The following is a 13298-nucleotide window of genomic DNA, read 5'->3' as shown; positions in this document are numbered from 1 at the left end:
GCCCATTGATTTCGGGTCAAACTCTAGAAAACGGTGAATTGTCTTCGCTTCACAGCCCGTGACTTCCTGTAATCTTTGCGCTGCCCGACCCGTAGGCGAAGCGAGAGCAATCTCCTTACCCATTGCTTTCCAAAGTGCAACAATCGTGCGGGTGGTGGTAGTTTTCCCTGTCCCCGGTCCACCTGTGAGAATTAACACCGATGAACTTGCCGCCATCTCTACGGCTTCCCGTTGTTTGGGCGAGAGTTGGATATTTCTTTGACTAGTGTAGCGATCGATCCAAGCATTGACTCGTTCGGGATCTGGATTGTGTTTGTGTTGCAATAATTGATAAACCCGTTCGGCAAGATTCTGTTCAGTATGGAAGTAAGTAGGTTTATAACAGATGAACTCTCCTTCTAAGCCCTGCATCACCAAGCGATCGTTGATGGAGAGATGGAGAACAATTTTAGAGATGGTTTCAGGATCTGGCTGATAGTCTTCGAGGGTAAGTAGTTTGATTGCTTGCTCTTCTAGTTCTGGGCGTGGTAAATAGCAATGTCCTTCTTCAGCAGCTTCTCCCAAACAGTGAAAGATTCCCGCAATGCTGCGAAACTCGGAACTAACTTCAATACCAATATTCCGAGCGATCTGATCGGCAGTAAAGAAACCAATCCCATAGATATCCGTCGCCAGTTGATAGGGATTTTCGGAAACAGTTTGAATGGAATCGTTACCATAATGCTTGAAAATCTTGACTGCATAGGTGGTAGATACACCATGTCCTTGCAGGAATACCATGACCTCCTTAATCGCCTTTTGCGTTTCCCAAGCAGTTTTGATCATCTTCACCCGTTTCTTGGCAATGCCAGGAACTTCAATCAGACGGTCAATCTCATTCTCAATGATGTCAAGGGTATCCAAGCCAAAATGAGCAACGATACGTTTCGCAGTGACTGGTCCCACGCCTTTTATCAAACCACTGCCCAGATATTTCTCAATTCCTGTAATTGTGGCGGGTTTAGTTTCACGGTATTGAGTGACTTGGAACTGGTCGCCAAATTTAGGATGCGATCGCCATGTACCTTCTAGAGCGAGAGTCTGTCCTGCTTGGATATTGGCAAAGTTACCGACTACGGTGATTAGGTCTTGAGCCTTGGGGACTTTTAGCCGCGCTACGGTATAGCCTGTCTCTTCGGAGTGAAAGGTGAGGCGTTCGATGATGCCTTGGAGGTAGTCGGTGTTGTCAGGCATAAGCCATAGGGACGGATAAATGTAGCGATCGCTTTACCATTTATATATCCAAATAGAGGGTAGGATCAATTGACATCCAACTGCCATTGTTAAGAGTTAGCACTTCAAAATGAAGTAGATCACCTGTAACGTTTCCTGTGCTACCAACGGCGGCAATTACTTGCCCTCTAAACACTCTATCTCCTTTTTTAACATAGATTTTACTACAGTGAGCATAAAGTGTTTTTAATCCATTACCATGATCTATTTCTACGATGTCGCCATAACCACTCTCATATCCTGCATAGATTACCTCTCCACTCTCAGCAGCAAAAATGTCTGTACCAGACTCTGCTATAAAGTCCACACCTTTATGTAATCTTGTCTCTCCAGTAATGGGATTCGGTCGCCACCCGAAATACATGGAAGCAGATTTATTAATCGGACGCATGAGTTTACCTATCCCTGAATTTATAGGACTTGGTAATTCTTTATCAACATTAAGTGATGTTGATATTTTACTGCTGTTAAGTTTAGATAAAATTTCTTGATATTTTTGAGTTAGTAAAGATATTGGAACAGATTGCTGTCCGTAAGCAGATTTCCCATCTGAGCAAGGGATCTCTGCCCATATTGTGCAGATAGAATATATTGAACTCTGTATATCGCCATTTTCTATTTTGGTGGCAGCACCTACCTCCTTAATTAGTTCGATCGCCGATTTGTCTTGACTGGACGGAGAGAAGTCCTTCAAATTAAGTGATTTGCGGATCTGATCCCATGTTGTACTTAAGAACATATATGCTCCAGCAGCATCAGTACATAGTCTATCCAATGTACAATTTATTTGTCTAGGATGGTCTGCATATGATTTAAATGCGACATCTGTAAACTTCATCCTGTTGTAACCAAGTTCGTCATCCGTTCCTTCTACAAAACGGATTACCTTCAAGAAGGCTTGCATCTTTTTTGATACTGTCGAAGGTGTACTTGTAGAAGAGGATGTAATACCAGTATTTGTATTTGCTGTTGATACATCAACCTTTCGCTCTGGCGGGATTAAATTGCTTATTGGAGGTATTGTTTTAGGTGTAGGATTGAGATAAAATCCATTACCACCGATTAAATTATTGGTTGTCGAAGGTACTTGTTTCTGATCAGTTTTCTTCACAACTAATTCAACAACTTCTCCGAACATTAGCCGTACATCCAAATCGGCTTTTTTAATCGTTTCAAGCAATGCCGAAGTATAAGGCGAATTTCGTTGTCCCGTTCCATCTGCTGCTACACTTCCTTCTTCGGTTGCGTATGCAACGATTATTCCGCGAGGAGCCTTAACATCAGTCAATCCTCTTGAATTACCACTGCTGCGATACCATTTTCGATACCACGGAGTATCTCGACAAGCATCAAGAATGACAACATTCCACAAGTTTCCTGTTGCTTTCATTGAGTCTAATACCCTTCCAAGAGGAACTGCTTCATAACGCACAGTTTTCTCACTCAAAAGCCTTGCCTTGATCGGAATTAAATAATTTTCTTTATCCACCTGTACCCCATGTCCCGCATAATAAAATACGCCTACACTACCCTTATGCAATTTTCTACTAAAAGCCTCTATCGCATCCTCAATCTCTCGTTTATTCTGATTTTTCAGTAAAATTACTTCATCAAATCCCAACTCCTTGAAAGCCGCCGCAATATCCTCTGCATCATTAACAGGATTAGCCAAAATTTCTTCATCATAGGCAGCATTCCCAATTACCAACGCGATTCTAGACTGCTTTTGAGCAATTAACTGACGCTGTTGGGGCAAAGTGACATCCTGCGCTAAGACAGCTTGTTGCGAAGTGGTGGTAGAACCAACCACAGTAAAAACTGCTAACCCAGTAGCAATAGACAAGGAAACAAGACGTTTAACGGGATACATGGGCAACTTTTCGATGTTTTAGACTAATCCTAATTTTCTCAAGGAACTAAAGTAAACGAACCATCAGAATTAGCAGAATATCTTATTCTATATCCTTCTATAGAATTTTCCGATTTTTTGTGTTCTCCAATCAACAGGTCAAATCTTTGGATAGGATTTTCTACTCCTGTGAAGGTAAATTTTAGTGTTGGATGTGTATTACCATAAACAGTGAAATATGATTGACCTGTTTCGTCTCCACGTTTATTAGCAAAAGATATAGTATCTGCAACATAAGAAGCACCATTAGCATCAATCATAGTAGTAACACCCAACCCATCTAAACCAGTACTCCGAATTCCACCATGCTGTTTAGATGCTACATAAAGAGTTCGATCTATTGATGTAATGTTTTCAATAGATAAGTTACATAGAACTCTATCTCCAGATGCTTTACAATCTAACAATTTAATTTTAAAATTCCCTTCAATTTTTTCATTAGTAACTTTGGTAGAATCTGGTATGGTACGAGGTGGAACAGCAATTGGTTTTGGAATAGGAGAATTAACTGGTATCGGAGATGTTGTGTTATCAGACGTAGAATTAAGATAAAACCTGCTGCCAATTAGATTTCCTTCAGTCCAAGGCACTTGTTTTTTGCTGGTTTTTTGTGCAACTAATTCAGTAACCTCTCCAAACAATAAACGTACATCTAAGTTGGCTCTTTTGATATTTTCAAGTAGTGCTGAAGTAAAAGGTGAATTTCGCTTTCCAATACCATCTGCTGCTACATTTCCAGATTTCGTCGCATAAGCAATAATTATTCCATTAGGAGGAGTAACGGCAGTCAATCCTCTTGTGTTGATACTGCGATACCATCGTCGATAGAATGGATTATCGCGACAAGCATCAATAATGACAACATTCCACGAGGTCTCTGCGGCTTCCATTGCATCTAGCACTTTACCCAAAGGAACCGCATCGTATTTAGTATCTGTTTCATTCAAAAGTTTTACATTAAGAGGAATTAAATAATTTTCTTTCTCTACCTGTACCCCATGTCCCGCATAATAAAAGACACCCACACCACCATTACGTAATTTTTGACGAAAACCTGCTATTTCTTCATCCATTTCCCGTTTATTTAAGTTTGACCTTAAAGTCACCTCAAAGCCCAACTCTTCCAAAGCCTTAGCAATATCAGTCGCATCATTAACGGGATTTGCCAACGCTCCTTCATCATAGGCAGCATTACCGATTACCAAAGCGATTCTAGACTGCTTTTGCTTTTGAGCAATTAACTGATGCTGTTGCGGCAAAGCGGCGTTCTGCGCTAAGACAGCTTGTTGTGAAGTGGTTCTAAAACCAACCACAGTAAAAATCGCTAATCCAGTAGCGATAGACAAGGAAACAAGACGTTTCACAGGAGACATAAGCAACTTTTCGGTGTTTTAGGTTAATTCTAATTTACTCAATTTCTGCGATCTTAATCGTGAGTTCATCTGATCGCTGTAAGAAAATCGCTTTCACTCCAAAAGGCTTATTTGCAGTATCCTTTAAAAACCGTTCTAAACCTCTAGAAGTCATCGTTTTCAAGCTAATTACCGCACTTTTTTGCGAACTATCCAACTTAAAAGATCCTACTGGCAGACCTTCTAAAGTTTTGGTTATTCCTCGGATACGTGCAGGAAGGGCTTGCCCCTTAATCCAGACATCACCATTAAACTCTATCGATTTAATTTGAGGTAGCGGAACTGCCTCTGAATAGCCATTTGCCGAGATAGTCACATCCTTGTCGCTAAAATTACTTAAACTTCCAGTCAAAGACGATTTACCATCATTTCTGGAAATAGTAGCAGTTTCGGGTACTGCCACCTCTAAATCAGTTTTTTGACTAGCAACAGACGATTTCTTAACCGATGACGAATTAGTATAAATCGCCATGCCAGCATTATTGCCTCCAACCGCGATTAAGAAGATTAAAGGAATCGCCAACCACCGAAAAGTAACTTTCATTGCCCGATCTTAACCTCAATTTTTAGATAAGCCTGTAGATAACTCGTGCTACTCCAATCCAATGATTTATTTTAACCACTAATAGCCTAATTTGATACACTAAAATTTCATAGTCAGTTTTTACATACCCTTTTTAAAGGCTTTTGTGATGTCAAGTTCCCCAAGTAATCAAGAATTTAATCCCCTTGGTAAGTTAATTAGTTTAGTTGCCCTACTAGCCGCCGCACTTTATTTCACTGGCTGGATTTATCGTTGGACATATTTTCACTTTTTTAATTTACAAGTAACCACCCTAAACTTACCCTTAGAATCTTTCTATTTAGCCGCTTTCCAAACCTTATTTGGGGGCTTTTGGGCAACATCAAAAACTATAATTTTTTCAGCGATCGCACCTTTAGCAATACGTTTAATCTTTGCCCTCATTCAAAAAATCCGAAAATCTCTTAAAACCCTTAAAAGTAAACTACCTATTAACCTTAATCTCGCTCCAAATAATATCATTCAATTTTTCACATCTCTTATCTACGAATTTATCATCGTTGTTATAGTCCTTACATCTCTATTTTGGCTAGCGAGATGGCAAGCAGAAGATGACGCATGGCAAGATGCCGTTAATCAAACCTCATCATTACCAGTAGTCACCGTGCTCATGCCAAAAGACTCAGCACTGGGACGCAGTTTAGAAAAGCCCTTAGAGAATTCTTCTGATTTTCGGATTATTGGCGATCAAAATCTATACAAGCGTCTGCTAGGTCAAGAGTTAACGGATACAAGCAAACCTGATAAACCAAGAGTCTGGCGCTTACTGATTGATAGAGAAAATTACTTTCACATTTTTCCCGCACTGCCCGACAAAAACTCCAAGCTGACTATTCCCATAATCACAATTTACAAAAACGATACAACTGGCGCTCGACTAACAATTCTTAATTCTTCTCCCACTCCTCCTTAGTTTTGATATTTAGCAAGAGTTAAAGAGAATGGCGATCGCCCTTAATTTGCCGAAAACTAAAACAGCGATTTATATGGTGTAATATATAAGTAGTAAACGCTGGAGATCTTTTAGGAGGTACAAAATGAACCAGAAAAGAATTACAGATCTAACCATAGAAGATCTCAAAGCAGTAATTACTGAAGTATTAGTTACACAACTACAGCAATGGTTTGGCAAACCAAACTCATCTACTATCACAACCAAACCAGAGCCAACCATCCCCACCAATCAGCCCTACGTTAATGCTGAAGGCGTTTACATATTACCAACAAGGACACCAGAAGAAATTGCAGCAAGGGCAAAAGCATTGAGCGATCTTTTCAGTGAATGGGATAGCCGAGATGATGCTGATGAACAGCGAGAGACATGGGAATACTTGCAACAGGCTCTAGGCGAAGAATCGATAACTGAACGTCCACTATCCCTTACCGCATGATTGTTTTACTTGACTCAGCCCCACTCGGCATCCTATCAAACCCTAATTCCACACCCGCAACCCTAGAATGTCGCTATTGGTCAGAGAGATTAGTTGCCAAGGGTTATAGATTAATTGTTCCTGAAATTACCGATTACGAAGTTAGACGTGAATTACTAAGAGCCAACAAACTAGCAGGTATCAGGCGTTTAGATCAGCTAAAAAACAGATTGGAGTATTTACCCCTGACCACAGCAACGATGCAAAAAGCTGCTGAATTTTGGGCAGAAGCGAGACAGACAGGTAAACCAACAGCCAGTCCAGAATCGCTTGATGGCGATGTCATCCTTGCCGCACAAGCATCATTAATTGCCGAATCACAGAGCGATCGCATTGTCGTAGTAGCCACAACGAATGTGGGACATTTGGAAAGATTTGTAAATGCCAAATATTGGCAAGCGATCGCCTAAGTTACAGAAACAAATATAGATTCAACTCAAAAAACAGCCCAACCACTCAATTAAGAAATGCACCTGCTTATCTCCAGGGAGAAGAGCCAGACTCGTAATCTTAATTCTTCCCTTCTCGAAAGTAAAACGATAATAGAACTCAATCGGGATCTTGGCATGAAGTAACTCCCAAAGCGAATCCGTCAGCTTCGAGTCCATAAACAGATCGCGCCCATTCTCCGACGCATAAATGCGAAACACCCCAACCTTACGCGCCACCAGCTTCAATTCCATAACCCTGAGCAATACCTGCGTTTCTTCAGGCAAAGCCCCATACAGCTCCTCCCACACCGCAGCCAACTTAATAATCTCCTCCTTCGACTTCACCTTCGCCAAAGTCAAATAAGCATTAATCTTCGTCTCATTGTCCTCTATATAACTATCAGGAATGAAAGCCACCAAACGCGGCAACTGAAGCTCAGTATCCGCAACTTCAGGCAAAATCTTCCCCCGTAACTCATTGATATATTCCTGAAGCAAATCCATGTACAGCGCAAAGCCAATCACATCCGCCTGACCCGACTGCTCCTCACCCAAGAGATCCCCCAAACCACGAATCTCCATATCGCGCATCGCCAGTTGATAACCCGAACCAAGCTGACTAAACTCCTGAATCGCATCCAATCTCTTCTTCGCTGAATCTGTCAACTCAAGGTTAGGCGGATACAGCAAATAAGCATGAGCCTGAATCCCTGCCCGACCAACCCGACCACGCAATTGATAAAGTTGTGCCAAACCTAACTTATGAGCATCCTCAATCAAAATCGTATTCACACGGGGAATATCCAAACCCGACTCAATAATCGTGGTACAGAGGAGAATATCCGCCTCATTGTTATTAAAAGCAACCATCGCCGCCTCTAACTCCGACTCCTGCATCTGTCCATGCGCGATCGCCAATCTCACATTCGGCAACATCGCTTGCAAAGAATCAGCGATCGCCTCGATACCCTCAATGCGCGGCACAACATAAAACACCTGACCACCACGGTCTAACTCATGACGAATTGCTGTTTTCACCAACGTCGCATCATAGCCAGATAAATGGGTTTGAATCGATCGCCTTGAGGGAGGAGGAGTCGCAATCACACTCATTTCCCGCACCCCAGAAAGCGCCGCATAGAGAGTACGCGGAATCGGCGTTGCACTTAAAGTCAATAAATCCACGTTCCCCTTCATCGCCTTGATTTTCTCCTTCTGCAAAGTGCCAAAGCGTTGTTCCTCATCAATCACCAGCAAACCTAAATCGTGAAACTCAACATCCTTAGACAAAAGCTGATGCGTACCGACAATGACTTGAACCTTCCCATCCGCAACCAGTTGTAAAACCTGCTTGCGCTCCTTCGCAGGGCGAAACCGATTTACGATCTCCACTGTGAAAGGATAAGCCGCAAACCGAGTTTGGAGCGTATGAAAATGCTGTTGCGCCAGAATCGTCGTCGGAGCTAACAGAGCCACTTGCTTACCCGCACAAACCGCTTTGAAAATTGCTCTTACCGCCACCTCTGTTTTGCCAAAGCCGACATCACCGCAAACCAGCCGATCCATTGGGCGATCGCTTTCCATGTCTTGCTTCACATCTTGAACAGCCTTAACCTGATCGGGTGTCAGTTGATAGGGAAAAGAATCTTCCATCTCCTGTTGCCAATCGGTATCAGGTGGAAAAGCATAGCCGACTAAATTGGCACGGCGGACATAGAGTTGCAGTAAATCCCTTGCTAGCTTGTAAATCTCCTTTTGGCATTTGTTCAGAGCGTTATCCCAAGCCTTTGTATTGGCGATGCTATTTAACTTAGGCGGCTTATTAGAAGCACTGCGATAGCGGGAGAGGATCTTCTCATTTTCTGGCGCGATCGCCACCGCAGTTTTACCATCAGCAAATTCAACGATGTAATGTGGTTGCTTTTCCCCCTTCACTTCAATGGTTTCAAAGCGCGTAAACTTGCCAATCCCATATTTACGATGCACCACATAATCGCCCACATTTAGCTCGTCAGGATTAACTGACTTAGCCGTATTCATTCGTGAAGGATGCACAAAGGTTGGTGAGGCTATTAATTGCTGTCCGAATAATTCGCGATCGGTCAGGAGCGCTAACTTGCAACTAGGCAAAACAAAGCCTTGCATTTCCATCAGTCCCGAATATTTCAAAATCACAGGCTTACCAGCTTTCTGAATTCGCGCAATGGACTGTAAATCATCAGAATCACTGACAAAGTTAGCAATGCAGTCATATTCCTTGAGCAAAGTTGCCACACGCAAAGGTTGCGCCGAAATCAGCGTGACTTGATATTCCGATTTGAGATATTCATGAATCAGCGCTGCCATCTGGTCAAACTGATGGGGAACTATGGGAATAGAGGAACTCCCAAAGTCAAAAATATTGGCTTTGGGTTTAAGCGATCGCTCGCTAAGTTGAAGCATTTGAAATTTCTTTGCCTCAGTTACGCACTTAGCAAAGTCCCAATGCAGTTTCGGTGTATCTGATTGCGATTGATTTTGATAAAGTTCTTCCGCAGCTTCGTACCAGCGATCGCCATAGCTCTGACATTGTTCGGGTTCATCAAGGTTGACAATGAAGTTCTTGGGTAAGTAATTCAGTAATGTGGCTTTGTGAGCAGAAACAAACTCATGCAAATCGACAGGGGCGATCGCGATGCTGGATAGGTCAGTGAAGCTTTTGGGATTATTGGGGTCAAACTCTCTGATTTTTTCGACAGTGCCACGATTGCAGCTTAGGCGAACGGGTAGATTTCGATTAATTGGAAATACTTCAAAACTAAATCCTTTGTGACTCCATTGTTTTGATTCCTTTACTTCTTTAACTTCTTCATATCCTAATCTTGCCAAAGCAGAAACTAGTAATTTAACCGATTGCGAATCGCCGATATTGAGATAGATGCTATGTTTTTGAAATACTTGAGTTGATGGTAGATGGGGCTGTAGCGCGTTAATGGTGGTAGCGATCGCTAGGTTAGGCTGTGGTTTGGCAAGCAGTTCCGCTAATATCTCAATCCTTGTCCAAGCTGTTTCTAAATCTATTTGCGCTGATTCGTAGGGAAATGTATCAAGGGGTTGATATAGATAGACGCGCCATGACATTGACTGGAGTTGTAAAGCCCATCGCATTGCTTCTTCGACGGTGGCGGTGATGATGAGTAAGGGTTTGGTTTGTTGCTGACATAGGTGGGTGCTAATCAGTCCTTTGCCTAAGCGGGATAGTCCTGATAGGGATATGCTTTTGGCTGTTGTCAGTTTTTCGCCTATTTTTGTGGCGATAGGCGATCGGGCTATGTTCTCTAGGACTGCTGTGAAGGTCATGGGTGGGGACTAAGGGTTTTCTATTCTAGTTAAAATACAATCCCTTCATAGAGAAGCTCGATCGCAAACTCAAATTCAAGACTTGATAGGGTAATCGTATCGCCAGCAATATAGGGGTAGTACAGCCACATTCTGCCTTCGCCGCGTGCGTAGCGTTCTACTGATATTTTGTCAGAATTGATGAGTAGATATTCTTGTAAACTGGGGATGGTGAGATAGTTGGTAAGTTTCTCGCCGCGATCTCTGGCACTGGTTCCAGGGGAGAGAACTTCGGCGATTATGGTCGGACTTTGGATGAATTTACGGGCGTTGAGATCTTGAGGATCGCAACTGACAACGACATCGGGATAGTAATAGGGGCTATTGGTTGTAACTTGCACTTTGACATCGGCGACGTTGATGCGACAGCCACGCGATCGCACTTGGGGATATAGGGTTCTGTAGAGGTTGAGGGTGATGTCGTTATGGGCGAGTGTGCCGCCTGTCATGGCGAATACTTCACCATTGATGTATTCATGGCGTAAATCTTGCTGGGGTTCCCATTCAAGATATTCTTTTATGGACATTCTGGGTGGTTGTTGAGATATGGCAAGCATATTTTTCTGGTTTGCCTTAGAGGTTGACTGTTAGGGATATTTTCTTTGATCGCTCTGTAGTTTTTCGCTGAGGTGATCGCTGACTTCTAGGATGATTTGTATCGATACTCCTATTCCTATAAACATGGGAGTTATCTTCATTGTATCAAAAGCTTTATGGACAGCCACCTAAAATCTGCTGGATAATTGTTCGGAGTTGTTTCCAGACAATTTCTCCTTTAAATTGCTCGAAAAAGTTGGTGGGTTGGTCGTAGAAGTACAACTTTTGTTGACTCAGTTCATAAACTGCGGGGATTTCGTACCAGAGCATATCTACGCGGAGGTCAAATGGATTTGTTGTTTGGATAGAAATTCTGGTTTCTGGATCTAGCTCATCAACGATCGCGATCGCAAAACACAAATGAGTTGGCACTCTAAAATTATAGAAAGTTTGTCCTGCTGCATCTGGGCTAACTGATTTTCTAGAATACACCATTGATTGAGCCGAGAATTGCTGTAAGGTTGGCATTTTTAGGTCTGAGAATTCAGAGAAGAAAAAGAATGCTTCTCCTCGCATTCCTAATCCTGCTTCAAAGTCTTTGATTTTGGCGATGTAGTTAAATTGGATGCTGTTATGTGTGACATTTTGAACGGTGTCTAAACATCCTTTTTGTTTTAATTTTGCCAGTGTTGTTTTAAAGTATTGTTCTAGGGTTTGGCGATCGCGACAGAGTGTTTCGGTCTGCAGATGGTCTTCTTTCTTTTCTGTGTTTTGAAAATTGCGAATTGCCTGAATTAAGGCTTGGATGGATTCTTCGTTCCACGAGATATAGTTGCGATCGCCTATGTGGATATCTTTCCCTTCACCGATATTGACATTATATTTACCAAGTTGTTGTTTGGTTTGGCGATCGCTCCATCCTAGTATTTGGCATAGGTTAGCTATGTCAGTATCTGTGTGCTGACCTTTGGCAATACGATCAAGAATATCAATTAGTTCATCAGACATTGGTGTGATCGCTCTTACCTTGATGGGTGCACAACTCTAATAAGTTTACCTTGTAGAGATTCCTGAGTAGCGATCGCTTCATTAATTCGAGTTGCCATGCGAGGGCGATCGCTGTCGTTGGTAGAGACAATAATTCCAAAATGCTCGGAACTAGCGCGATGTAATTTGATAAAGTCTAGGCGATTGATGGTGACGACTGCCCGATTGTTACTAATTGCAAAGGCTAATACTAGATCGTCAGGAATGCCTAAGCTTGCATTACCAGCTTCTTGGACTGTCAAAACGTCATGTCCCATATTCCGAAGTAGTTGGCTGACTGCTCGTGGAAATTGCTCGTCTGCATATAGTCGTGCCATTGGTTAGGCTGCCTCGTTATTTGCAAGGATTACTGCTGCAATTTCTTCGGGATAGGCTTCGGCATAAGTCCATGCATTAACGAGATCGGCGGCGGTGATGTGGGGATAGTCCTGTAGTAGTTGGGCTTCGGTGATGCCTAGTTGTTGGGCTTCGACTAGTAACCAAACTGCAATTCGGGTTCCTGCAATGCAAGCTTCACCTCCACAAACGCCTGCTGTTTTGGTGATGCCTTTGCCGCTTTTGCTTAGGGTTTTGGTAAGACGTTGGACGATCGCTGCTCGGTCGGCGAGTGATATGTTAAGAAATTGATGTTCGATTTCTTGAATGGTCATGGCGATTTCAGTTGATTAGAACTGTGTTTATTGTAGCAATCTGATGAAGGGTGATCGCCTTGTCATCTCATGGTTAAGTGGATAGGCGATCGCAATCTCTTCTAGCCTATTTCGGTTTAAGCTTCTGAATTTTTTCTCTTACCATTTTGACATTACTTTTTTCATTAGAATCTCTTTCAAAGTAAAAAAGTGCTCTTTCTAAATTAATAAGAGCTTGTTGTTTATCACCTATAGCCATATATAATTCTGCTCTACCGTAGTAAGGATAAGGATCTTCTCTGTTAAGACTTATTCCATAGTCATAGTCTTTTAAAGCTTTTTTCATGTTTTCATCGCTTTGAGTTTTTTCCCATATTCTTCTATTAGCTTCACCCCTAAGATGAAGATAAAATACAAACTCTTTCAGGGATAAATTATTGTCTTTGTTATCTTCTAATGCTCTGTTAAAATCAGAGATAGCAAGTTCATAATCATAGTTTCTTAAATAACTCACCTTACGCAGAAGTCTAAAAAGGTTTCAGGGATTGCCATTCCAAGTAAGATTGCTGCAAAGCCTTAATATACAATTTGGATTTGAGAGCAAAATGATTGAGCTTAGAATTGAGTTTAAGAACCTCCAATTTCACATATCCCCACAAAGATGCAAAGA

Annotated in this window: 13 protein-coding genes; 3 read left to right on the top strand and 10 right to left on the bottom strand. The window is 42.1% G+C overall.

Annotated elements, in window-relative coordinates:
* The 4 genes from AC805_RS19000 to AC805_RS18985 all read right to left on the bottom strand — a co-directional run.
* A partial coding sequence (locus tag AC805_RS19000) for a helix-hairpin-helix domain-containing protein (protein WP_156341477.1) occupies positions 1-1233 on the bottom strand: 1233 nt, incomplete at its 3' end.
* Between the two features lie 40 nt (positions 1234-1273).
* Complete coding sequence (locus AC805_RS26520; protein ID WP_055076849.1) at positions 1274-3142, bottom strand: caspase family protein; 1869 nt, start codon at positions 3140-3142, stop codon at positions 1274-1276.
* A gap of 38 nt (positions 3143-3180) precedes the next feature.
* On the bottom strand, positions 3181-4554 hold the full coding sequence (locus AC805_RS18990; RefSeq protein WP_055076848.1) for a caspase family protein: 1374 nt from the start codon (positions 4552-4554) through the stop codon (positions 3181-3183).
* A 34-nt stretch (positions 4555-4588) separates the two neighbouring features.
* Positions 4589-5137 (bottom strand): hypothetical protein, encoded by a 549-nt coding sequence (locus AC805_RS18985; protein ID WP_055076847.1) that lies wholly within the window; start codon positions 5135-5137, stop codon positions 4589-4591.
* A 148-nt stretch (positions 5138-5285) separates the two neighbouring features.
* On the opposite strand from AC805_RS18985, the gene AC805_RS18980 reads away from it, so the two are divergent.
* The 3 genes from AC805_RS18980 to AC805_RS18970 all read left to right on the top strand — a co-directional run bounded on the left by AC805_RS18980 (position 5286) and on the right by AC805_RS18970 (position 7016).
* Complete coding sequence (locus AC805_RS18980; protein WP_055076846.1) at positions 5286-6089, top strand: hypothetical protein; 804 nt, start codon at positions 5286-5288, stop codon at positions 6087-6089.
* Positions 6090-6213: 124 nt separating this feature from the next.
* Positions 6214-6567, top strand: a complete 354-nt coding sequence (locus AC805_RS18975) for a hypothetical protein (protein ID WP_055076845.1) — start codon at positions 6214-6216, stop codon at positions 6565-6567.
* On the top strand, positions 6564-7016 hold the full coding sequence (locus tag AC805_RS18970) for a PIN domain-containing protein (RefSeq protein ID WP_055076844.1): 453 nt from the start codon (positions 6564-6566) through the stop codon (positions 7014-7016). The genes AC805_RS18975 and AC805_RS18970 overlap by 4 nt, the downstream gene beginning before the upstream one ends.
* Positions 7017-7037: 21 nt before the next feature.
* Here the strand turns inward: AC805_RS18970 and mfd are convergent, their stop codons facing one another.
* The 6 genes from mfd to AC805_RS18940 form a co-directional block, all read right to left on the bottom strand.
* Positions 7038-10376 (bottom strand): transcription-repair coupling factor, encoded by a 3339-nt coding sequence (mfd, locus tag AC805_RS18965; protein ID WP_055076843.1) that lies wholly within the window; start codon positions 10374-10376, stop codon positions 7038-7040.
* 29 nt (positions 10377-10405) lie between these two features.
* Positions 10406-10972 (bottom strand): Uma2 family endonuclease, encoded by a 567-nt coding sequence (locus tag AC805_RS18960; RefSeq protein ID WP_055076842.1) that lies wholly within the window; start codon positions 10970-10972, stop codon positions 10406-10408.
* A gap of 154 nt (positions 10973-11126) precedes the next feature.
* Positions 11127-11960, bottom strand: coding sequence for a hypothetical protein (locus AC805_RS18955; protein WP_055076841.1), 834 nt, complete (start codon positions 11958-11960; stop codon positions 11127-11129).
* Positions 11961-11974: 14 nt separating this feature from the next.
* Positions 11975-12316, bottom strand: a complete 342-nt coding sequence (locus AC805_RS18950; RefSeq protein ID WP_072143683.1) for a DUF5615 family PIN-like protein — start codon at positions 12314-12316, stop codon at positions 11975-11977.
* A gap of 3 nt (positions 12317-12319) precedes the next feature.
* A complete protein-coding gene (locus AC805_RS18945; protein ID WP_009625110.1) occupies positions 12320-12649 on the bottom strand; it encodes a DUF433 domain-containing protein in 330 nt (109 codons plus the stop codon).
* A 106-nt stretch (positions 12650-12755) separates the two neighbouring features.
* Positions 12756-13142, bottom strand: coding sequence for a hypothetical protein (locus AC805_RS18940; RefSeq protein ID WP_055076839.1), 387 nt, complete (start codon positions 13140-13142; stop codon positions 12756-12758).
* Between the last annotated feature and the right edge of the window lie 156 nt (positions 13143-13298).

The organism is Pseudanabaena sp. 'Roaring Creek' (assembly GCF_001402795.1).
In the GTDB taxonomy this organism is placed as follows: Bacteria; Cyanobacteriota; Cyanobacteriia; order Pseudanabaenales; family Pseudanabaenaceae; genus Pseudanabaena.
Note: the sequence above shows the minus strand (reverse complement) of the source record. Positions and strands in the feature narration are given on the sequence as shown.